This is a genomic window from Pedobacter sp. HDW13 (assembly GCF_011303555.1).
Taxonomy (GTDB): Bacteria; Bacteroidota; Bacteroidia; order Sphingobacteriales; family Sphingobacteriaceae; genus Pedobacter.
This window is the reverse complement of sequence record NZ_CP049868.1, coordinates 3,487,522-3,510,683: the sequence shown is the minus strand read 5'-3', so window position 1 is coordinate 3,510,683 and position 23,162 is coordinate 3,487,522. Positions and strand designations below refer to the sequence as shown.

15 protein-coding genes and 1 pseudogene are annotated in these 23,162 nt (G+C 40.4%); 10 read left to right on the top strand and 6 right to left on the bottom strand.

Annotation, left to right across the window (positions count from 1 at the left end; translation table 11 throughout):
- Nucleotides 1-71 precede the first annotated feature (71 nt).
- The 4 genes and pseudogenes from qatD to G7074_RS14785 all read right to left on the bottom strand — a co-directional run bounded on the left by qatD (nucleotide 72) and on the right by G7074_RS14785 (nucleotide 4,643).
- Entirely contained in the window at nucleotides 72-800 is a 729-nt protein-coding gene (gene qatD, locus G7074_RS14800; protein WP_166209211.1) for a Qat anti-phage system TatD family nuclease QatD, read from the bottom strand.
- A complete protein-coding gene (gene qatC, locus G7074_RS14795) occupies nucleotides 787-2,130 on the bottom strand; it encodes a Qat anti-phage system QueC-like protein QatC (protein ID WP_166209208.1) in 1,344 nt (447 codons plus the stop codon). The genes qatD and qatC overlap by 14 nt, the downstream gene beginning before the upstream one ends.
- Nucleotides 2,117-2,950: a Qat anti-phage system associated protein QatB gene (gene qatB / locus G7074_RS14790; protein ID WP_166209206.1), complete on the bottom strand. Its 834-nt coding sequence runs from the start codon at nucleotides 2,948-2,950 to the stop codon at nucleotides 2,117-2,119. The genes qatC and qatB overlap by 14 nt, the downstream gene beginning before the upstream one ends.
- Nucleotides 2,950-4,643 (bottom strand): annotated as a pseudogene (locus G7074_RS14785) (P-loop NTPase fold protein). The gene qatB and the pseudogene G7074_RS14785 overlap by 1 nt, the downstream one beginning before the upstream one ends.
- Before the next feature lie 1,336 nt (nucleotides 4,644-5,979).
- Between G7074_RS14785 and G7074_RS14775 the strand changes: the two are divergent.
- From G7074_RS14775 to G7074_RS14735, 9 genes are all read left to right on the top strand, one after another.
- Nucleotides 5,980-6,696, top strand: a complete 717-nt coding sequence (locus tag G7074_RS14775) for a hypothetical protein (RefSeq protein WP_166209198.1) — start codon at nucleotides 5,980-5,982, stop codon at nucleotides 6,694-6,696.
- 10 nt (nucleotides 6,697-6,706) lie between these two features.
- Nucleotides 6,707-7,123, top strand: coding sequence for a hypothetical protein (locus G7074_RS14770; RefSeq protein ID WP_124561914.1), 417 nt, complete (start codon nucleotides 6,707-6,709; stop codon nucleotides 7,121-7,123).
- Nucleotides 7,124-7,323: 200 nt separating this feature from the next.
- Nucleotides 7,324-7,683 (top strand): PleD family two-component system response regulator, encoded by a 360-nt coding sequence (locus tag G7074_RS14765; protein ID WP_166209195.1) that lies wholly within the window; start codon nucleotides 7,324-7,326, stop codon nucleotides 7,681-7,683.
- Nucleotides 7,684-8,149: 466 nt separating this feature from the next.
- A complete protein-coding gene (locus tag G7074_RS14760; RefSeq protein ID WP_166209192.1) occupies nucleotides 8,150-8,365 on the top strand; it encodes a hypothetical protein in 216 nt (71 codons plus the stop codon).
- Nucleotides 8,366-8,587: 222 nt separating this feature from the next.
- Nucleotides 8,588-10,033, top strand: a complete 1,446-nt coding sequence (locus G7074_RS14755) for an alpha-L-fucosidase (protein WP_166209189.1) — start codon at nucleotides 8,588-8,590, stop codon at nucleotides 10,031-10,033.
- 136 nt (nucleotides 10,034-10,169) lie between these two features.
- Nucleotides 10,170-10,508: an L-rhamnose mutarotase gene (locus G7074_RS14750; protein WP_124561918.1), complete on the top strand. Its 339-nt coding sequence runs from the start codon at nucleotides 10,170-10,172 to the stop codon at nucleotides 10,506-10,508.
- A gap of 4 nt (nucleotides 10,509-10,512) precedes the next feature.
- Nucleotides 10,513-11,766: an L-fucose:H+ symporter permease gene (gene fucP, locus G7074_RS14745; protein WP_166209186.1), complete on the top strand. Its 1,254-nt coding sequence runs from the start codon at nucleotides 10,513-10,515 to the stop codon at nucleotides 11,764-11,766.
- A 14-nt stretch (nucleotides 11,767-11,780) separates the two neighbouring features.
- Nucleotides 11,781-12,788 (top strand): aldo/keto reductase, encoded by a 1,008-nt coding sequence (locus G7074_RS14740; protein WP_166209183.1) that lies wholly within the window; start codon nucleotides 11,781-11,783, stop codon nucleotides 12,786-12,788.
- 21 nt (nucleotides 12,789-12,809) lie between these two features.
- The gene (locus G7074_RS14735; protein ID WP_166209181.1) at nucleotides 12,810-13,826 is read left to right on the top strand and encodes a zinc-binding alcohol dehydrogenase family protein; all 1,017 of its coding nucleotides are present in this window, start codon (nucleotides 12,810-12,812) and stop codon (nucleotides 13,824-13,826) included.
- Between the two features lie 321 nt (nucleotides 13,827-14,147).
- On the opposite strand, the gene G7074_RS14730 is transcribed toward G7074_RS14735, so the two are convergent.
- Together G7074_RS14730 and porV are read right to left on the bottom strand one after the other, a co-directional pair.
- On the bottom strand, nucleotides 14,148-20,489 hold the full coding sequence (locus G7074_RS14730) for an Ig-like domain-containing protein (RefSeq protein WP_166209178.1): 6,342 nt from the start codon (nucleotides 20,487-20,489) through the stop codon (nucleotides 14,148-14,150).
- 92 nt (nucleotides 20,490-20,581) lie between these two features.
- Nucleotides 20,582-21,742: a type IX secretion system outer membrane channel protein PorV gene (gene porV, locus G7074_RS14725; protein WP_166209175.1), complete on the bottom strand. Its 1,161-nt coding sequence runs from the start codon at nucleotides 21,740-21,742 to the stop codon at nucleotides 20,582-20,584.
- A 1,029-nt stretch (nucleotides 21,743-22,771) separates the two neighbouring features.
- Between porV and G7074_RS14720 the strand changes: the two genes are divergently transcribed.
- Entirely contained in the window at nucleotides 22,772-23,161 is a 390-nt protein-coding gene (locus G7074_RS14720) for a hypothetical protein (RefSeq protein ID WP_166209172.1), read from the top strand.
- Nucleotide 23,162 lies beyond the last annotated feature (1 nt).

Here is a 23,162-nt window from a genome sequence, read left to right as displayed (position 1 = left end):
TAATTATTGTAATTAAAATATCTCACGGCCTATTTTTTTTATCACTGATTGTCTTGATCTTTCCCAACTTACTAAGAAACCAGTTTTTTAAAATTTATTATGAGGTTAGTAGAGACTTCTGAAACAGAGAGCCCTTTGATACTGGCGATCTGTTCAACGACAGCTTTAGCATGACCTGGCCAACCTTCCTCATCTCGTAGACGCGTAAAAGGTCCATCACTCTCGAGTAAGATATGTGCTAATGGAAGAGCCTTTATAATTGCTTTTCCATTCGTGGATTGCGTCATAGCATAGTTAATTGAAAAAAGGAATCCACTATCTAAAGCTTGTTCCAGATTTTTTATTGAACCTGAATACCAATGCAAGATAGGGCTACCGGGATAATTCTTTCCAACCATAGCAATCACCTCTGCTTCTGCACGGCGCGAATGAATACTGAGAACTTTTCCTCCATGCATCGCACAACATTCTAGAATGGCCTTGAATATTTTCTTCTGACTCTGATAATCATCTGATTGCTTTTTGAAATTATCAAGTCCAATTTCTCCAATATACTTTGCTTCTCTGGCAAGAGCAATGAATTTGCCCAACTGACCTATGTGACTTGCCGCCAGTTCTGGATGAAATCCTAATGAAGGCCGAATGTATTTGGTATTCCTTACAAAATTCTTGGTATAGAGAAATAGATCTGGCAAGTTCGTGACTGCAATGGTGTAAATTTTTTCACGCTCAATCTGTGCGACCATTTTCGTAACATCCGGGCAAAGGTCTAAATGAAAATGCGTATCATGTAGATTCATTCCTGTCCTTTAAAAAATTTTTCACTTCCTCCATACCACGTTTATAGACATCTATGTATGCGCTGAGCTCCTCTGGATTTTGATAAGGAAGAGGTCCCGATCGTAAAACTTGTAATGAGAGGCGGGAACTCTTCATCCCTTCGTTGCGTTGGAATGCCATCTGGAATGCCCTTAGATCACTGCCCTTTTTGGATTGATTAGGTAATACATCCTTTAATATCTGATTGGAGTAAGCTGTCAATACCTTACCTGCCCGTTTTTCTGCAGCTTGTCGGATGATGCAAGGAACACAGTAGCCGCAATTTAGGCCGGGCTTCTTTTTCTCATATCGACTAACCTCAGGATGCGAGCAAGATATAGTATGGGGATAATAGGTGTTTAGAAACTTTCTGTCCTTGCATTCTGCCATCATCTCACCTTTTGTTCTAAATTGGTATGGATTGACCAACTTATTCTTTAGCCCAAGAATCTCTAGCATCTCCCTCCATTTATCTAAGTAGTAGGGATGGGTCGTTCTGGTGCTATGACTGCTTAGCCTAGTTAAGGTTAGCGGTATATTCAATGAAATTAGACCGTTTTCTGGGATGATTAATGGAATTTCTTCTCCGTGAGCATTGGCGACGGCAATGCCTAAACAGAAAAACAAGAATGATCTAGCACGAGATGAATTCTCTTGCTCGGTCTTGGCCTTATTATGTACGGGTTGAACCCGTATCTTATGTCGTTCAAAGCCAGCTTTGCTGAAGTTTTCAGCAAGGGCATCATACAACATCGTTTGCACAGCACTTTCAGATGCTTTATAGTGACTGACAAAAGCAACTTTCGATCCTCCTCTAAGTAAGTCAATGGAGCTGATAAATGAGTCTAGCCCACCTGAAAAAAGACACACTTTTTCAATACCATTAGCATTTTTCTCAAAACTTGACTGTGTCTCTCTCTTTACTTTATTCTTTCTGAATTTTATTTCCCATTTGTCTCCACTAAGGAAGCTCAACATTTCTTCAAGCACCGGGACTGCTTGTTTCCATTTTGCAGGATCATACACTGGCAGATTGACTTTGAGGTACCTGCTCCAGCCTTGAAAACCGTTTTCCTTTCTAGACACTGTCTGGTCCACAGTGTAAATAGCGATACCTATTCTCAATAAGTCAAAAACCTCATCTTTCAATGCTAACCGGTGATCATGGAGATGCGATATAATATTTGTTGTTACCCACCTCTCCCTGTCTGCCTGACTTATGGATATAACAATATTTTTATCTCCTTCCACTGCTTTTTGCTCAGTCGCATCCCTAGGATCGAATTTTACATGAATGTTAATTGCGCTCATTTTTTATAGCAGTGTAAGAGGTAAGGAGTATTTGATCTATTATAATTTTATTCTGTTCTACACTCATCGTAAATGGGTCAATTTCATTATTTTCATAAGCTGTTTGTACTTCAAGTCGAACATAGTCTTTGATTTCGCTTTCCAGCTTTACTGCTTGCTTAACAGAAAGATCTCCTTTCTCCAATGCAAGTCCCAGCTCATGCATCCACTTGAGGAAAATGTAATTGCTCACATAGGATGATACCGATTCTCCAATATCCGTCTGGCCGATTTGATCAAGGTTGGTAATATCTTTGCCATCATCAATCATTTTCTCATATAGCCCATCCAAGGTTACAATCAGTGCCTCACGAGCTATAGCTTCATCATTGGTCGTCCCAACTGGGGCAAGCGCATCAGATATGGCAGCAAGCATTTGTTCTGGATTCAGGCCGTCTAAATTTTTAATACCCAGATCACTTAAACTACCAGCGATCCCCGCGGCAGCAACCCCACCTAGAAAGACGGCGAACCTTGCGCCTGTCGAAGATCCTATAGCTGCCGCGCGTGTTGCACTAGTCGCTCCACCAGAAGAACGAACATATGCAGCGCCAGCTTTTCTCATGCTTGATCCGCGCGTTCCATTTGCAAGTCTCTTCAACGCACCTTTACCGGAGGTCCAATTTGGTTGACTGTCTATTTTATCAGCATTGTTTTTTTTGTCCGGGGAACTTTCTGAAGTGTCATAGTTATTTTCTCCGGTCCCTGCGGACGGCTGATACCAAGGTGGTAGAAGTGGACTGCGACCTACAGGGCCGTTATTAGATGCTGATGTTCCCATTATTTATTGAGGTCTTTTATCGCTTTTTGGGCAAAAGGTATAAGCTTGGTATTGGATGTACTTTTTTCCCATTTTTTTAATAACTTAATTGCAGGATCTTGAAATTCGGTTTGTTTAAAAGTCCTTGCGACAAGTGTTGCCGCCTTCACAGGCAGTCCTTTTTCAGGGTATGTCCCAAGCAGTGTAATCAGCTCACTTTTAACCTCACTTCGTTTTGAAGCATAATCAAACATAAGCTCCATATAAGACAGATCACCTGAATGATCTTCTTCCTGCCTAAATCTTTCCGTGATGAGCGCAAAAACAGCTGTGATGTCAGCCGGGGCTAAGTCCCCTAATTTGCCTAGGGTTACGTTACGTTCTGCTTTTGAATTACTGAATAGTTTTTGTACGACTACGCTCGCTTCCGGACTCAACCGTTGTGCTGTTGATGATACGACAGAAAGATGATCCCTTGAGAAATAAAAATACGGACTTAGATCTATGCCTGAAAGCGTTGGTTCTAGCTTGAACCAGTTAATTAGCCATTTGTCTTTTTGGTAGATCTCTAGTTCTGGTTTAGACTTTTGCGAAACATCGCTGTTTTGTTCCTCATTTTTTTCCTCTAGTTGATCTAATATTTGTATGGCCCCTTGGTTATTGGCCTGCATTTCGTAGAAATTCCTAAATGTCTCCGGTTTAAAATATTCTAGCAACATGAGCTTGGCCAATACTGTTTTCTTCAAATCAATTCCTATTGAATCGGCCATGCCTTTTCTAAGCAGTAAGGTGTTTAGAAAGCGCTTGCATTGGCGAGGATTGCCATTTAGTCCTACACTTAATACCGGAACAATCTGCCCGCACATTAGTAAGGCTTCGCTGAGCTCATCGTTTACAGTGTTTAGGAAATCTCCTGCACATTTCATATCGAATAAAAAGTCAAAGCCTTTGTTACGCTTCTCCTTTAGTATTTGTTCTCTCGCAATGCCAAATTCTCCTTCGTCAGTATGCAACTGGGCAAATAACAGGTTGGCATAATTGGTAAGTTCAGTCGCATTTAGTGGTGGAATTCTAATCGGAAATTGGATGAGTTTTTCAAGGTAGTCCCTCCCCACCTCAGCATTATCCCCGGAAATTTCTGGAAATCTTGTCTTAACAGCATGCTTAATTAACCGTTCGTCGGCTCCAATTATGAATGCTGTCTTTTTGGTGAACAAAAAAAGTTTGATAGCCTCTAAAGTACCAATTACGGTTGGGGAGAGCACCTATCTAGATCGTCAATGCAGATTAAAACTTTTTCTAGATCAGTTTCCGATAGAAGATTAGAAAAATTTTCATGAAAGCTTTGAATGTTATTCTTTACATCATCTTCTTTGAGCTTCGATTTATTCTCTTTAAGTAGTTTGGTATAATCTGCTTCCGAAGCTTTTTTTGCGATATCTAACGCTGATACGGCAGCCATTCCTACAGGTCCTCCCGCAGCAAAACCAATTCCATACTTTACCAGTTGACCGCCAGCCTTAATCACATCAATATTCCTTAATAGTTTTGCAGCAAAACTGATCGCCTTTTCACTTAATGTGCGTTCAGATACAATTGCGTCAACAATCTTTGACATCAGCACAATCTTAGCGTCTTCATACCCTTCGAATAGCCAACCATTGAATTTTATAACTAGTATATTAGGCTTTGCGCTATATTTGTTTTCGATCATCCGCATCAGTGACGATTTGCCACTTCCCCAATCCCGAAGATTCCGATACTACAAGGAAGAAGATTTTTGGAATCTACAATATTAGATACGGCTGTAACTAAATGCCCACAATCGATAAGATCTTCGTCTGTTTCATTATCATTCCACATGGTAATTGCATGCTTGAAGATCAATAAATGGAGAGGCAGAATTTATGGATGACTTTTTTCTCATCCTAATGGAAAGATTGATTATGATTGAATCTTGTAACTGGACGCGCCAATTTGAGTTTTGGTTCATTTGAGATCGTAGTTGGTTAGATTTATGATGACAAATTACAATATTTATTTGAATAACATATCACCTTATCCACTGAACTATAAAAATGATCAGTAATTTACGCGAATTTTAAATAATCATAACTAACTCCATTCTCAATAATAGCTGAAATGCTTAAAATTTCCCGTGCTAAAAAGTGGTTAGAACTAGCCATCGACAAAATCATATTTTCAGTTAAGATACACTAATAATCTTCTCCGTTTGTTCGTATTTTCCTCTCCTTAAATGTGCCGGACTCAAAAAAAATCGAAATTCCCACATTTAGGTTGGCTTCTATATTTTATGAGATAACCAAATTTAAGTAAATATTAACAAGAGACCGACTTTACAAGCTACCTAGTAGAGTATTTCATTAATTCCCTACTAAGTATCTCTTCATTTTCATCGATAAAAAACGACGTTCAAATGTGGTTAGAGTCTCCTGTACTGACATCAGTCGAACTTATAAAATTCCATTATCGTCCATTCGCTTCTTATTCTTATAAATTTCCCTGATTATTCTGAAAAGTTCCTGTAGATGTTGCATTACATCCTCCGGTGCCCCGCCCATAAGAACGAAGCCCGACAATAGTCGGGTTTTTTGTTTTCCGGACTGCAGGAAAAAATTGAGGCCTAAAATCTTATGATTCCAGGCTTTTTTTGTTTTGCTGCTCTGGCCTAAGCATGCCTCCTGCATATTGTGCACACCAGGCATTTGTACGAGAGCGATGTGGTATTTTTCCAGGCGTATTCCCTGGAAAAACAGATGCCCCCACGAGCCTTAAACACTTAATTAAACCATCTCAAAACGATGTGAAGCTGGCTACCATATTTGTTTAGGGGAAAGGGACGGTTTTAACAACTGCCCGGCAATCGAATCCGAAACCACTCTTACTTCAACATGTAGCGAATATTCTTATTAAATTGTATTTTTTATCATCAAAAAATATTAGATTAGCCATGCAATTTAATGTCTTATTTTACTCTCATTACCGATCTATTTTCAAAATTATCGTTTTACTAAACTAAATTAACAATCATGAAAAATTTATTAAAGTACCTGCTGCTTTTAAACATTGCATTGTTCTCTGTAGCTTGCCGCTCAGATAAGGATGGACTTTTAGAAGAACCGCCAATTACGGCAACCACCCAATTCTACAAAAACGCAAACGAACTCGCTGCCACCTATGATCCTTCAAACACGGTAAGCCAGACACTGAGGGATCAGGTTTACGATTTATACAAGAAACAAAAGTGGGGCGAACTGGAAACGCTATTTACAAACAACAATTTAAACGGAAAATGGCCACCTGCAAACGGAGGTTTCAATATAGTAGATGATACACCAATCACCATGGGACAGAAATACGATAGGTACAGTAACTCAATTGGAACCTACAGCGGAACAGGAGCTCCGACTTTGGGAGGAAGTTTTACAAGTCCAATTCTCAATGGATATGTTTATACCTTTGGGCAAAGAGCCTTGAACCAACAGGAAAATGCTTATGATTTTTATTATGAAATCGAAGTTTTAAATAATTCATTAAATTTCAAGGGCCAAACAGCAGATATTATTCCCTGGTTTAATCAGGTTGGTTATGGTAAGCAGACCATGTGGAAAATCCCGATAGATCCGGCGACTGGCTACCAAAAAACCTGGAATAAATTGGCCCAGGAAGGGTATATTAAAGTAACAATTAAGAAAAACCCGAGTGGAAAATACCCGGGAGCTGTGGGTGTAGTTATTGCACAATAAAATCATTTAGATGTATTCCATTTCAAAAAAAATATTCATTGAAAAACAGGTTGCTGTTTTCAAAAACACATTCACTTCTGCTGAGATCGGTAACTCAGCAGAAGTAAAATTCAAATGCTGTAACTGTGAACATGAAAATACCGTTAAAATAACACCTTATGAGTCAGGCTTTCCGATTTTTCAATTGTACAATAACGAAGAGGTTTTAGCTAAAAATGAATTGTTAAAAAATAAAATTGTCTCCGAAACCTCCATAAACTTACTTCACTTTGGAGAATTGACAGTAAATGATTTACCAACGTTGTACTTTGGAACAGATTGTCCGTCTTGTCATTCAAAATATATTTGTGTTTTCAGCTATGGAGAAAAACAGCCTGGACTGACTATACTAACCATTTCAGGCGTTTGGAAATATAACGGAATTTAAGCCTGGATAGCTCAAAAATTGCCCTGTAATTGCGAAAGCCAGGCAATGGTATGAAAACCAATCGTCGAGAACGCAGAATTACAAAAAAATATAAAGTTAAAATGCACTAATATTCTTTTAATATCTTAAAAAAATAATATTTTGAATTGTTAAATGCGCTGCTGTAATGTCACAGATTAAGCGCACTACTTAAATAGCATATGAATAAGAAAATCCTGGTAGTTGATGATGACCTCTTTATGCTTAGATCTTTGGAACTTTTGCTTTCAGATGAGGGATACATTGTTCACCTGGTCGATAAATCATCATTGATTAAAGAATCAATCGTTGCCTTCAATCCAGATCTAATTGTGATGGACATTCGGTTAGATGATGCTGACGGAAGGGAAATTTGCGATAAAATTAAAAATTCGTGGCTTACCACAGAAATCCCAATAATATTATTGACTGGCCTTTCGCATCAAAAAATCAGTGAGTTCGATTGCCAGGCCGATGCTATTTTAGGAAAACCATGTAATTACGACACACTTCTTCATACAATTTCTGATTTGCTCAAATAATCGGTATTAATATACTGGAAGTACCCAATAAGCTCAATTTGACGAATTCGGATAGAATTTCTTTACCATACAAACTCTTTTTTGGTCTACCTCGCTGGCACTACATGTGCTTTTTATCTTCATTACAACCTCATCCAGTTCTATTAATCCGTTACCTCCTCTATAATTTATTTACTGCACAATTTTTAATCAAATAGAAATTTAATTAAAGAAGAAGTAACCAAGGCTACGACTGGAGGGGCAGAACGATACAGTATTATTCCGATTACTGTTAAACACATGTACTATAAATCATTAAATTCCAGGCTATTCACTTCATAAATAAAGTACAAAAAGTCGGATTTGTACAAAAAATAGTCCCATTAGGCCAAATTTTTAGGTAGCCTGCATCCCTATTTTTGAATAATTATTCCATGCTACTGCTTATGCCAGCCGATAGCGCCTAACCAAATATGAATAAAAGACAATGTTAGAACCCGATTTCAAAAATGATGACGTGTTTACTGCCCAATACAGTACCCCGCATGAAAACACGAACTACCGCCCCGTAAACCAACAAATCATTGGTGATGGCCCAATGCAGTATATGGAAATTTATCGCATTAACCGCCAGTTTTATACCTATTGGAAGCACTTCCCATTCCCGGAAGAGGCAATAGCTGATTTCGTTCCGTGTAATTAGGATACAATTTTGCGCTGAAAACTAAAAAGAAAACAAATAACCAAATAGCACACTGCAAATCAAACACTTACCCTATCCATTATTTTGCTCTTTTTTTGAACAAGCCAATCTGATATTTCTTTCTGCGTCCGAAATAACTTTACATCAATAAACTAACCAAATATACTACCAAACAACATTGAGGCATCTTTTTTAAGTGCAGTTCAATTTTTAAAACAAACCATGAAAAAAATTATAACAATACTTTTCATTTGCACAGTTAACTTCTTTGTTAATGCGCAGCAAAGCCTACAAAAAAACCTGCAACAGCTCCAGTCAGATTTTATTGATTTGCGTTTCGGCGTAATGATGCACTTTAATATGGGCACTTTTACAAACGAAGAGTGGGCGAAACCCGATCACGATCCCCAAATATTCAATCCTAAAAAACTAGATTGTAATCAATGGGCCAAAGCATGCAAATCGGCTGGTATGACTTACGGCATATTAACCACCAAACATCACGATGGCTTTTGCTTATGGGATTCGAAATACACAACATACGATATTGGTAATAGCCCCGCAAAGCGAGATGTAGTTGCAGAATATGTAAAAGCATTTCGCAGTCAGGGATTAAAACCTTGTTTGTATTTTTCTATTTGGGATAGGCATAACGGCATAGAAACCGGAGGAGCAAAACAGGAAGAATTTGTAATGAACCAACTCACCGAGCTACTGACCAATTATGGCGAAATTCCGCTTATTATTTTTGATGGCTGGAATTGGAAAATGGGCCATAAAGCCATTTCATACCAACGCATTTATGATCACGTTAAGAAATTGCAACCCAATTGTCTTATCAGCGAGCATAATGGGAATGGCCTTTTACAAACCGATATCATCTATTACGAGGGCCCTAAGGGAGTATATCCGCCTGGAAATAACATTTATGCCTCGCAAATGGCACTTACACTAACCAATGGATGGTTCTGGCATCCAAGTTCGCCAAAAGATGTTAAAAACATAAACTTTACACTCGACAAACTGCAAAGGGTAGTTCCATTGTATTGCAATTACATGATCAACATCGGTCCCAACAGGGACGGGCTTTTTGATGATGAAGTGGTGGCACACCTGAAAGCAATAGGAAAAACATGGAAACCAGCCAAAAGACAACCACTGCCACAACAGCCGCCTGTTCCGAGCTCATACCTTGAGGTAAAAGGCATTACAACTTCGGCCGGCAAGGCGTTTATAGAACCCGAAGGGCTTGCTAAAACAGGATCTCCCATTGCATCCCTGCTCAATGAAAAAACAGCTTCGGTAACCCTTGATGGGGTAAGTGACTTAGTTGGCGATCGCGGTGGTTTTGCGGCATTCCAAACTTACTGGAAATTCGCTCCAGAAAAAGAGCGCTATCTGATTCTCGACTTAGGCACTGAGCAAACCATAAGCAAGTTTTACTACCTGCCAACTCAGCTAAAAGGCTATAGTGGTATTATTACCCAATACCAGTTATTGGTTTCAACAGATAACCAGAACTTTCGGGAGATTACTAGCGATAGCTGGAGAAAAACCACGGATTTAAAAATTACCAGCTTTCCACCTGTTAAAACAAGATACGTTAAACTGCAAATTTTAACATCAGTTGATGATGCAACAATAAGTGAAGTTGGCGTGGGCAATTAAGCTTATCTAAAACTCATATTCTACCTGTTAACCAAAAATTACCATGTCCCGGGCCTTAGTCCGGGACATTTTTAAACTACAAGCCCAATATACCTGGGGCTATTTTGATAATAGCCATTGAAACGCAACTAATTTTATGAACAACAGACAATGTTTTGCGCTCGATCTTAAAGAAGATCCATTGCTTATTGCCGAATACGATTTTTGGCATAAAAGCACAAACGGATGGCCAGAAATCCGAAAAAGTATCATCGATAATAAAATACTGGATATGCAGATTTACCGTACCGGCAACCGGTTATTTATGATAATGGAAACCAGCTCCGATTTCAGCATTGAAGAAATGAACGCACAAAATGCTGCAAACCCAAAAGTACAGGAATGGGAAAAGCTAATGTGGCAATTCCAACAGCCATTGCCATGGGCCAAAGATGGAGAAAAATGGGTATCAATGACACAAATCTTTCAACTTTAACAGTATGATTCAAACCAACAAACAACAATTTGCTTTCGTGCTAATCACTTCATTATTCTTTTTATGGGGCTTCGCATTAAATCTTAATCCAATACTTATACCGCACTTAAAAAAAGCCTGCCAGTTAACCGATAGCCAATCGGCACTCATCGATTCAGCATCATACATTGCCTATTTTTTACTTGCCATCCCGGCCGGCAAGTTTATGCAGAAGTATGGCTACAAAGGTGGAATCATTGTCGGACTCCTGCTATTCGCAGCCGGCGCCTTTTTATTTTATCCGGCGGCAGTTAGCCGCCAGTACGGCTTCTTTTTGTTTGCCATTTTTGTAATAGCCAGCGGACTTACTTTTCTTGAAACCGCGGCCAATCCCTATATTACAATTCTGGGTAACCCTGCCACCGCAACACAAAGGCTCAACTTTGCGCAATCGTTTAACGGGCTTGCTGCTTTCATGGCTCCGCTACTGGGCGGCATATTCATCCTTTCGGGAAAAACATTAAGCAAAGCCCAGGAAAAGACCATGAGCTTACCGGAGTTAAACGATTACCTCGACCGCGAAGCATCATCTGTTCGACTACCCTTTATTTTAATCGGAATAGTGGTATCGCTGATCGTAATCCTATTGTGGAAAACCAGGCTCCCTGATGTAAAAGAACAGGATAATGAATTAATTAAAGAAGGCAGCATATTAAAGGAGAAAAATCTGCTTATCGGTGTGATGGCGCAGTTTTTTTATGTAGGTGCGCAGGTATGCGTAAGTAGTTTTTTTATCCGCTTCTCTGAGCGTGTGGCTGGTATAGAAGAAAAATCGGCAGCTTACTTCCTCTCAGGCGCATTGCTGGGATTTATGATTGGCAGATTTGTAGGCACTGCATTAATGCGTTTTGTAAGGCCGGCAAAATTACTGGCACTTTACAGCGTATTCAATATACTGTTACTTAGTACCGCAGCCCTTACAACAGGTAAAACAGCTGTTTACGCCCTTATTGGCGTAGAATTTTTTATGTCGATCATGTTTCCAACTATATTTTCTCTGGCCATACTCGGTTTGGGCGGTAAAACCAAGCAGGGCTCTTCGTTATTGATCATGTCGATTGTTGGCGGCGCAATTTTCCCGGTGATAATGGGCGCCGTTTCTGATGCAAGCAATATTCAAACAGCTTACTTAGTTCCGGCAAGCTGTTTCACTGTGATTTTCTATTTCGCCATTAAAAATCTGAATGCTGGTAAAATTACACTAAGCACTTCACATTAATATAAATAAGTAATATGACATCCGATTTTCCAAAGGTAATTTTTGGTACCAGTGCCCTGGGCAACCTGTATACCGCACTTACCATCGAACAAAAAAGAGAAATTGTATACCAAATTTTCAAACATGCCCCGCGGCCGCTCATTTTTGATTCGGCCGGAAAATATGGAGCAGGGCTCGCACTCGAATCGCTGGCCGAATGTTTGGAAAGTTTGCACATAGACCCTGCAGATGTAGTAATTAGCAATAAACTGGGCTGGTACAGAACACCATTGCTAACCCAGGAGCCAACTTTCGAGCCAGGAGTATGGCGCGATTTGAAACACGATGCCATACAAAAAATCAGTTATCAGGGAATTATCGATTGTTTTGAGCAAGGCAACGCGCTATTGGGAAAATACAAACCCAAAATGGTTTCAGTGCATGATTGCGATGAATACCTGGCTACTGCACAATCACCAGAAAATGAGCAAGAACTTTATAACGATATCATAGAAGCTTACCGCGCTTTACAAGACCTGAAAAAAGAGCATAATATTTTAATTGGTGTGGGGGCAAAAAGCTGGCAGGCAATTAAAAAAGTAGCTGAACATGTAAACCTGGATTGGGTAATGTTTGCCAATAGCATGACCATTAAAAGTCATCCGCCTGAGCTCATTAAATTTATGGAACAACTGAACCAAAAAGGGGTTAAAATCATCAATTCAGCTGTATTCCATGCCGGTTTTCTTACAGGTGGAGACTACTACGATTATAGACTGGTAAAAGATTCGGCAGAAGATTTGAAACTCATTAAATGGCGTACCGATTTCTTTGCGCTCTGTGGGCAGTTTAAAGTAAGGCCGGCATCAGCCTGTATACAGTTTGCCCTGGCAGCTCCCGGTGTTACCAGCATTGCATTAAGCACCTCGAATGCAGCCCGGATAAAAGAAAATATCAGTATGGCCGAAGAAAAAATGCCAGCTAAGTTTTGGCAGGCTATAAAAGATCAGGCATTAATTGCTGATCATGTAAAATTTATTTAATTCCACACAAATTACCAATTTATGAAAGCTTTAGTTTGTTCAGAACCAGGCCATTTTTATTACACCAACAAAGAAAAACCAGAATTAAAAAAAGGATGGTCCATCCTTAAAATAAAAAGGATAGGTATTTGCGGCACAGATCTGCACGCTTATGAGGGTACACAACCATTTTTTAGCTATCCCCGCATTCTTGGTCACGAACTTTCCGGCGAGTTAATCGAAACAGACGGGGCACCTGGTTTTGAAATTGGAGAAAACGTAACATTTATCCCCTATTTTAATTGTGGCAGGTGCATTGCATGCCGGAACAATAAGCCGAACTGCTGTACCCGTATGAAAGTTTGCGGAGTTCACATTGACGGTGGTATGGCCGAATACCTGCTTGTACCATCTTCTTCCCTATTACATGGCGAAGGCCTCAGTTATGATGAACTGGCCCTGGTAGAACCTTTGGCCATTGGTGCGCACGGGGTGCGAAGGGCTAACATTAGCCATGGCGAATTTGTACTGGTAATTGGCGCAGGCCCTATCGGATTGGGAACCATAGCTTTTGCGCGTATTGCCGGAGCCAGGGTAATTGTACTGGATATTAACAACGACCGTTTACGGTTTTGCAGAACGGAGTTTAAAATTGAGCATACCATCAATGCCCTCAGTGATGATGTAACCGAAGTCTTAATGAAAATTACAAATGGTAATATGCCTACTGTGGTAATTGATGCAACAGGAAATCAGAAAGCCATTAACGGCGCCTTTCAGTACATGGCTCATGGCGCCCGCTTTGTGATGATTGGTTTGCAAAAAGGCGATATCTCTTTTGCTCACCCTGAATTTCATAAGCGCGAAGCCACTTTAATGAGCAGCCGCAATGCTACCCGCACAGATTTTGAACAGGTAATTGAGTCCATGAAAAACGGCCTGGTAAATCCGAAGACATACATCACCCACCGCACAAAATTCAGTGAGGTGGAGCATGAATTTGAAAGCTGGCTTGACCCTAAAAATGGAGTAATTAAAGTGATGATTGAAATGGATTGATGAATAGATTTGCCACATTTGTAACAACCAGTAGAACAACCACATTATACAGTTTTAATGGTATTATGATTGCGTCAATACACAACCTCATTAACCGAAAGATTTAAAAATATAGACAATGTTAGTCGCTAATAATTTTAAAACAATCTACCATCACCATACAGAAACCGCTTTCGAAAGTAAACCACAAAACCCTTTATAAAAAACCTGTCAGGTAAAACATGTTTTACCTGACAGGTTTTGAATTTAGCCTGTAAAAAGAGAACGCTTTCAGTTCACTCCTTTTTAGGCGCACTTTTTCTCAAGCTTAAAAATAAATGGCTATAACTTAATCACCTTTACAACCTTTCTTTCAGTACCCTGACGTACCTCTACTAGATACACACCGGCAGGAAGTTCTGAACCAAAAGTTAGCTGATCAGTTGCTGCTATTTTAGCTTCTTTAACCAATTGCTGTGCAATATTGTACACTCTATATTGCAATGCCTCGTTACTAGGACTTTCTACCTGCACTTTAAACCCGGTTGTACTTGGATTTGGCCAGGCGGTAATTTTTAATCCCAACAACGAACCAATCGTATTGCTGATCTCGTCGCTTAGCGAAAACTCACCCATGCTCGCTGCACTGGCTTCCTTATTCAACAATAATTCTGGCTTATTGCTGGCAGCCTCGCGCGAATTAAAGGTAACCAGGTTACCCGATCCTTTTGCGCCTTGATTAACCAGCTTAATAGAAACAATTTTTTTACCCAAAGCCAACTGACTATTGATATACGCAGTTACATCCAGTTCGTACCATGCACGCGCTGTATTGTTAACAGTATAGCTACCCAGCGATGTACCGCTTTCTGTCGGCTTGTTATTCCAGGTAATGTTGTTTTCGCCCCATGTTGTATTTGACAGGCCAAATACCGATACAATTCTCGATGCATTCGCATCCACACGCGAAGCATATACCCTGATTTTTGCACTGTTTACTGCTGTCCCTGCAAATGTACTGTAATCGAAACGGAGATAAGATTCTCTTAAAAACGACCAGTTATCACTGCTCACGTCCAGATTTTTTGAGTTCCCGCTATTGGCGTTTGCAAAAATGCCATCGCGCACAAACGCATCGGCTACCGGATTAACGGCCAAAGCTTGTGCTACATTTACCTTCACATTAACTGTTGAAGATGTGGCGACCCTGCCTAAATTATCGGTTGCTTTTGCCGTAAGCGTGTACATGCCTGGTGAAACATTATTCCACACCACAGCATAGGGTGCCGTTGTAGATTGGCCCAATAATACTGAACCCTGATAGAATTCTACTTTAACAATTGTACCGGTAGTACTGGCATTAACGGTAATATTCGAATTTGCCGCAAACGAAGTGTTGTTTAACGGACCGGTAATTGACACTGTCGGAGCAGCACTAACCGTAACATTTACAACTACTGATAAGGTTGTTCCTCCATTATTATCGGTTGCCTTTGCCGTAAGTGCATAGGTTCCAACAGGAGGATTGTTCCATACGAAACTATAAGGAGCAATAGTTGACTGACCTAAAAGCGTACTGCCCTGATAAAACTCTACTTTGGCTATTGTTCCGTCAGTATCAGCAGCATTGGCGCCAATAGCAACGTTTGTTCCTGCGTTAAATACCGCATTGTTTGCCGGCGAACTGATGGTTACCGTTGGCAAGGTATTTATGGTAACCATAACAATATCTGATACTGTGGTACCCCCGTTATTATCGGTTACTTTAGCAGTAAGGTTGTAGTTTCCTGAAGCAGGATTATTCCAGCTAAAGCTATAAGGTGCAGTAGTTGACTGCCCCAGTAAGTTAGCCCCCTCATAGAATTCTACTTTGCTAATTGTTCCGTCGGTATCAGTAGCATTGGCATTTATGGTAAGGTTAGACCCTGCTGTAAATACCGCATTGTTTGCAGGCGAACTGATGGCTACCGTTGGCAAGGTATTTATCGTAACCATAACAATACCTGATACCGTGGTACCCCCGTTATTATCGGTTACTTTAGCAGTAAGGTTGTAGTTTCCTGAAGCAGGATTATTCCAGCTAAAGCTATAAGGCGCAGTAGTTGACTGCCCCAATAAGTTAGCCCCCTCATAAAACTCTACTTTGCTAATTGTTCCGTCGGTATCGGTAGCATTGGCATTTATGGTAAGGTTAGACCCTGCTGTAAATACCGTATTGTTTGCAGGCGAACTGATGGCTACCGTTGGCAAGGTATTTATGGTAACCATAACAATACCTGATACTGTGGCACCTCCGTTATTATCTGTTGCCTTTGCGGTAAGGTTGTAGCTTCCGGCAACAGGATTATTCCAGCTAAAGCTATAAGGCGCAGTGATTGACTTGCCCAATAAGGTGCTACCCTGGTAAAACTCTACCTTGCTAATGGTTCCATCGCTATCAGTAGCATCAGCATTTATGATAAGGTTAGACCCTGCTGTAATTACCGCATTGCTTGCCGGCGAACTGATGGCTACCGTTGGTACTGCATTTACCTTAATCCTAATCGTATCTGCTACAGCTGTTGCTCCGTTATTGTCTGTTGCCTTTGCCGTAATGTTGTAATATCTCGGAGCAGGATTATTCCAGATAAAGTTATAAGGCGCAGTGGTTGATTGCCCCAATAAAGTACTACCCTCGTAAAACTCTACTTTAGTAATGGTTCCGTCGGGATCGGTAGCATTGGCTTTTATGATAAGGTTAGCCCCTGTAAATGTCGAGTTTCTTACTGGCGAAGTGATGGCTACCACTGGTACGGCATTGATCTTAATCCTAACCGAATCTGCTACAGCTGTTCCGCCGTTATTGTCTGTTGCCTTTGCCGTGATGTTGTAGTATCTCGGTGTCGGGTTATTCCAGGTAAAACTATATGGCGCAGTGGTTGATTGCCCCAACAAAGTACTACCCTCGTAAAACTCTACCTTGCTAATGGTTCCGTCGGCATCAGCTACGTTGGCATCAATAGTAACACCCGTACCGGCCGTAAACGCTGCATTGCCTGCAGGTGAACTAATGGCTATCGTTGGCAAGGTATTAATAATCACCTTAACCGTATCCGATACAATTGTTCCGCCGTTATTATCGGTTGCTTTGGCAGTAAGGTTGTAATTTCCGGCAGCAGGGTTATTCCAGATAAAGCTATATGACGCAGTGGTTGATTGCCCCAATAAGGTGTTGCCCTGATAAAATTCTACTTTACTGATTGTTCCGTCGGTATCAGCTGCATTGGCATCAATAGTAACATTCGTACCGGCCGTAAATACCCCATTGTTTGCTGGCGAACTAATGGCTACGGTTGGCAAGGTATTTATAGTCACCTTAACCGTATCCGATACAATTGTTCCGCCGTTATTATCGGTTGCTTTGGCAGTAAGATTGTAATTTCCGGCAGTAGGGTTATTCCAGTTAAAGCTATATGGCGCAGTTGTTGATTGACCCAATAATGTGCTGCCCTGATAAAATTCTACTTTGCTAATTGTTCCGTCGGTATCTGTTGCATTGGCATCAATAGTTACATTTGTACCGGCCGAAAATACCCCGTTGTTTGCTGGCGAACTAATGGCTACGGTTGGCAAGGTATTTATAATCACCTTAACTGTGTCTGATACCTTTGTTCCGCCGTTATTATCGGTTGCTTTGGCAGTAAGGTTGTAATTTCCAGCAGCAGGATTATTCCAGGTAAAGCTATATGGCGCAGTGGTTGACTGGCCCAATAAAGTACTACCCTGATAAAACTCTACTTTGCTAATTGTACCATCAGTATCGGCAGCATTGGCGTTAATGGCAACATTGGTACCTACTGTAACTACTGCATCGTTAACCGGCGAAGTAATTGATACCGTTGGTAGCAGGTTAGCAACATCAACCGCCGGATAAACCAATTTTCTTGAACCATCGTATCCAATCGCATAAACACTTGTAGAGCCTGTACCATATTGAACCGTTGTGGTTGCATTTGCTGTAGTTGCTTCTCCGGCACCATAAATAGCCACATCGGTAAGTACTTTTTGATTATAGGTTTCGAAGGCTACTGCATTGGCCCATTTCGTATTATCAATTTTTAATGTATTGGCATTAACCGTTACACCAACCGTTGTAGCCGCGGTAGTCGCCAATGGCGTGCGGTTTTTAAATGTATTTATCGTATTTGCCGAAATATAATTTAGAACTGGTGATACTGGCTTCGGATATCCTTTAGCCTGTACAGCAGCAATTAATGCATCGATTTGTGCCTGTGTAATGGTTAACCGCTTTACAGAATAATCGTCTATATCCAGGTCAATAGGCAACAAATAACCGCTTTTAACAAAAAAATCGGTCAGGTCTTCATGAACGGCATCGCAGGTGGCGCTTACAAAATTGAGTAATAACTGGCCCTCGCTTAGTCCGGTTTGGCTGGTTGTTCGCATTTTCTCCAATACATCTCCATACCAAAATGCCACATCTGGTTGCCCAACCGGAGCTGGCGTACCCGATAAGCGTTGCTGCATGGTAGGCAGGTTTTTCCCGGCACCGGCAAGCTGGTAATACACTTCCAATTGCCATAAAGGTACCAATCTTAAAAACACGTCACCTTGTGCTTCCATGTGCTTTTTCTGTACCAGACAATTATCAAACAACGATCCGTAACGGCCACCATATAAACTTGCAGCCCCTGCTTTAGGCACGTCGTTACCTTTTTCAAGTCTTGTTGTATTTAAATAGTTGGTGCTATAGAGATATTGTATCCATGCCGAATTCACATTGTTGGTTACCTCGGTCATGCCAATCCACTTAGCGCCCGGCCTAACCTGGTTATTATGGCCAAACTCGTGTGCAATGCCCCATGGATCTTTAAAAACCCCGGTAGGGCTTGCCAGGTTAGCACCATTTCCGCCAACGCCTATCGGATAATTTACGCCGTCGCCACTTGCATTGGGATTTCCATCGCCAGTTATCGACCTAAAAAACATGTGATTTTTAGGTACCCGGTTATATTTGGTAAGGCCATTTAGGGTGTACTCATTATGCACAATGGTATCGTAAGCTACAACCAGTGCTTTACCGCTCGATGCTGAATTACCGAGCAGTATATTTTTGTTGAGGTTTAAATTAACATAGGTTCCTTTAATATCCAGTTTCGAATATACTCCGTTAAGCAACATCTGTGTCCATTGATCGTTGGTATCGGTTAAAGGATTGTAATAGCCGTTTACCTGACCTGTGGTAATGTTAATCTGTATAGGTTGCAGATTTGGGTTATCGCTAAAATAACCAATGTAGGCTAGTCCATCATGTAGCACGTTAACAATGTTTACCCCTTTTTTCAATGGATAGCTATCTGTAGTGGCGCTATAATCAAGCCCAAAATCTTTAACAATTAATTGTGGATTTACGCCATAGGTATCGCCAACAAAAACAATGGCCTTGGTATTTGCCTTAAAAGCAATTCCGGTTGGGTTTTCAACCCTGTTTAAGCCGTTTGTTTTTAATATACCTTCTACAGTGCCTGGATTTGGATAAAAATCGTAGCTCTGCACGCGGTATTTCCTGTTATAACTGTTGTTAAAAATACATTGGGCCAAAGATTTAAAAAATGGCGAAGCAATGGCATCAATATCGGTTTGGTTAACGCCGGGTTTTAAGGTAGTATGCAAATCGTCGGCAAAAATGTTGGTGTACAAATTGCCTGCCGTGTTTTTCTGAAAGAACTGCATTTCGGCACAACTGGCAAAATTATTTTTACCCGTAAGTACTTTCACCACAATTTGGGTAACATTGGTTAATGCTGCAGGAAAACTGATTTGATATGCCGCTGAACTAAAGCCCGTATCAAAATTCATCAGTTTGGTTAAGGTAGTTTGTGTAGTGGTTTTATACCAGATTTCGCCGGTACCAAAAATACCATTTACACCGCCATCTTGCCTGGGTATGTAATTAATATAATCGATAGTTGGATTGGTGGTAAAATTATAGGTTAAACTCATCGGAAATCCGCCACCGGCATAGTTAGAATGATATAATGTAGCCGTGTTGTTGTCGTAAGTACGTGTAATATCCTCCCCGCCATTTGCCGCAGGGCTTACACTGGCACTTGAAATACCTAGTTTAACATCGGTATAAGTTGTAAAATCTTCTGCTATTGGATTGTCACAATCTATCGGTTGAACAAATGTCCCCGTTTCGGCTGAGCTAAAATTGATTTCAGCACAACTCGAAAAATTGCCTCCTGCTGCCCTGATCACAAAGCGTACAATGTAGGGTTTTGCAATGGGGCTGGCCGTCATGTCGATTGTTTTTACTGCATTGGTTTGAGCCCAACTGATATTACTCAGCTTGTTTACAAAAACTGAAGGCGCATCTACCGGAGCATAATAAACATCTACTGTGGTCCAGATACCATTTGGCCCGGACTGCCGTGGTGTATAATCTACTTTGTTAATACTTTTTACACCGGTAAAATAAAAATCAACCGTATCTGGCATCGCATTTAACGACCAGTTAGAGTGGTACATGGTGGTCAGATTGCCATCATAGGCTTTCGAAATTTCGCTACCACTTTGCGATGGCCGTTTTGAAGCGGCGGCAGTAATGGTGACCGGGTTTTGGGCATTTGCAATTGCACAGAGCAATAACATCGCGAGAAAAGTGAGTAATCGTTTTTGCATTTGGTTGGGTTTAAATTAAACAATAAGGAATTTATGCGTGCTTTTCAACCAAAGTCAAATTGGCCTGTTGGTTTAAAGCGGTTGGTTTATTTTTATTTCCCCCTTCTGGGAAGAAAATTTACGGCAAGGCCAAACCTTAGTGTGTTGGCCAGTGGATTACTTCTTTCGGAAGTTACCAGGTAAGACATATCGATGCTGTAGATCTGATATTTAAAACCAGCACCCAGGGTAAAATAACTGCCATCGCCTTTTTGCGCATCCTGATAGTTGTAGCCTGCGCGAAATACGGCCATATTTCTAAATAGTAATTCGAGCCCTGTTGAAAAACCAATTTCTTTCAGTTCTTCATTAATACCGCCCGGTGCATCATTAAAAGATCCGAAAATCCCTGCAGGAACAGACCTGTTAGGATCTCTCCCACTAATAATCTTCCCATCGGCCGAATAAAGGGGTTGGGTAGGTATCAATAGTTTATTTACATCTAAGGCAAGGGTTAGTTTGCTTTCATTTCCAACAAAAGCAACAGCAGAACCCAGTTTGAGCTCAGTAGGTAAGAAATATTGCTGCCCGGTATTGCTATAGCTCATTTTTGTGCCGATGTTGGATACATTTACCCCTACCGACCAATTTGCCTGCCCGCCAAACATCATCGCCTCTGTTCTGTATATTCCGGATATATCGGCAGCCAAAGCCCTTCCGGGTCCTGTTTGCATGCCTGAAGTGGTTATCCCGGTAAATAGGCTGCTGTTGATGAAACGGATACTTCCACCGAGTGCAAATTCTTTTCCAAAACTACGTGCATAAGTAATATCAACTGCCAACTCAGTTGGGCGTGCAGTTCCAAGTTCAAGCGAGTTATCATCAGTAAGGTTAACCGAACCCATAGAAAAGTATCGCAAAGAAGCTCCTATAGTATTGCGTCCATCCAGGTTCAAATAACCACTTAAATAAGAAAGGTTCATATCGGGTACCAGATTCCGCATCCAGGGCGTATAGGTTAGCCCTATTCCTGTCGATCCCTCGGGTAGGTAAGCCATTGATGCAGCATTAATGGCCGCCGAATGGGCATCGGCCTCTACCGCTACCCCTGCGTTTCCCATACCACCAATGCGGGCACCGGGCGTAATCCGTAAAAAGGGAGCCGCAGCAATCAGGCTATTGGTTCTGCTTCCATTAATATCCCCTCCCTGCTGGGCAGCTACATCTGTAACAACTAAGGCAATTAAGGTCAAAAGAAAAAATATTCTGTTCATTGTATAAGGGTTATGCATAAAAATCTTCAATTCTTTATGATCAAAAAATAACTATCATTTCCAGCGCACTTAATCCCCGATGCTGTACCAGTCATATCTTTCTAATTGGATATTACGCTTTACCGATTATCTTTTGCTGAACGGCCTGTAGCAAGTGGAACTGCCAATTTTGGGCAATACTCTATTACCCCGTTATTTCAACAGAACCATTGCATTCAAGATGTTACATCTTGCAAAATTTGTTAATAGTTTACCTGGTTATCACAACCAGTTAATTGGTTTGGTTAGCTTGTAATTTTTTTGTTAGGATGATTGGTTTGGATCTTAGTTAGAGACCTTACTCAAAGCTAATTACATTTGCTTCAAGTAAATGGAAAAAGACAGCACAAACGTTTGTTTAGCAGCAAATTGCCTGTAACAAGGCATTTAAGTCCTATAAATACTATAGATTATATCTCATATCTACCTTAAAACTTTAAAGAATGATATAATGCGATAGTCCAAAAAGGGAAAATTAATAAAGCCTATACAACATTGTCAAAATCTGTGGGTTAGCCAACAATTCACTGGGTTATTTACCAAACATATTAAGAATGTAAATTTATTATTACAGAAACAAGAGATAATCGAAATAAACAGCAGGTAAAAAACATAAAATTCAATCGATTTTGGAGCATTGAAAATAATTATTTTAAAACAGCAACTAAAGCAGTAAATCAAACGCAAACGTTTGTGCTTAATTATTGAGGATAAGTTATCCTGTATTATAAACAAAAGTCAGCAATCACTGTCATCCTCCGTTAGTCGGGATTTGCAATCCCTCTTTAATTTCTTCATTTTTTAAACAAAAGGCGCCAGTATGGATTTAAAATCCAAAGAACTAGAGATCCGGATTACAAATCAGGACTAGCAAGAAAAAAAATGTTTTTACAAGCTGCATACATATGCCAGCGAGGTTTTTAATTTGCCAGACAAAAAGAAAAAATGCATATTCAAATTAAATTCTAAATCGCCATCAAACCATTTATTATGACCATTACCATTAAAGATGAAACCTTTGCCGGAAAGGTTCTTCAAGAAATCGAACTTCAATTTCAAAGCAGCGAGGTAACGGTATCAGACATTATATCCAGCCGTGTAAAAAAAGAAGTAGAAAACTACAACAGCAAACTTCCTGAGTACTTTAGGGGCTTGGTTGAACCCACTGATGCTGAGAAAACGCTCAATGGTTATAAACTTAAAGACCGTAAGTTAATCGATGCTGAAAAACAGATTTACGTAGCTTTAGATGCTTTTCAAAAGAATGGATTTTTTGTGCTCATAGATAACCAGCAATCAGAAAGCCTCGAAGATAAAGTAGTGCTCCATGCAAATACCAATATCAGTTTTATAAAACTAACACCTTTAGTTGGCGGATAAG

Bases quoted from the DNA above. Each gene is read 5' to 3' on its own strand.
- qatD (WP_166209211.1), bottom strand. From the start codon at position 800: ATGAATCTACATGATACGCATTTTCATTTAGACCTTTGCCCGGATGTT.
- qatC (WP_166209208.1), bottom strand. From the start codon at position 2,130: ATGAGCGCAATTAACATTCATGTAAAATTCGATCCTAGGGATGCGACT.
- qatB (WP_166209206.1), bottom strand. From the start codon at position 2,950: ATGGGAACATCAGCATCTAATAACGGCCCTGTAGGTCGCAGTCCACTT.
- G7074_RS14775 (WP_166209198.1), top strand. From the start codon at position 5,980: ATGAAAAATTTATTAAAGTACCTGCTGCTTTTAAACATTGCATTGTTC.
- G7074_RS14770 (WP_124561914.1), top strand. From the start codon at position 6,707: ATGTATTCCATTTCAAAAAAAATATTCATTGAAAAACAGGTTGCTGTT.
- G7074_RS14765 (WP_166209195.1), top strand. From the start codon at position 7,324: ATGAATAAGAAAATCCTGGTAGTTGATGATGACCTCTTTATGCTTAGA.
- G7074_RS14760 (WP_166209192.1), top strand. From the start codon at position 8,150: ATGTTAGAACCCGATTTCAAAAATGATGACGTGTTTACTGCCCAATAC.
- G7074_RS14755 (WP_166209189.1), top strand. From the start codon at position 8,588: ATGAAAAAAATTATAACAATACTTTTCATTTGCACAGTTAACTTCTTT.
- G7074_RS14750 (WP_124561918.1), top strand. From the start codon at position 10,170: ATGAACAACAGACAATGTTTTGCGCTCGATCTTAAAGAAGATCCATTG.
- fucP (WP_166209186.1), top strand. From the start codon at position 10,513: ATGATTCAAACCAACAAACAACAATTTGCTTTCGTGCTAATCACTTCA.
- G7074_RS14740 (WP_166209183.1), top strand. From the start codon at position 11,781: ATGACATCCGATTTTCCAAAGGTAATTTTTGGTACCAGTGCCCTGGGC.
- G7074_RS14735 (WP_166209181.1), top strand. From the start codon at position 12,810: ATGAAAGCTTTAGTTTGTTCAGAACCAGGCCATTTTTATTACACCAAC.
- G7074_RS14730 (WP_166209178.1), bottom strand. From the start codon at position 20,489: ATGCAAAAACGATTACTCACTTTTCTCGCGATGTTATTGCTCTGTGCA.
- porV (WP_166209175.1), bottom strand. From the start codon at position 21,742: ATGAACAGAATATTTTTTCTTTTGACCTTAATTGCCTTAGTTGTTACA.
- G7074_RS14720 (WP_166209172.1), top strand. From the start codon at position 22,772: ATGACCATTACCATTAAAGATGAAACCTTTGCCGGAAAGGTTCTTCAA.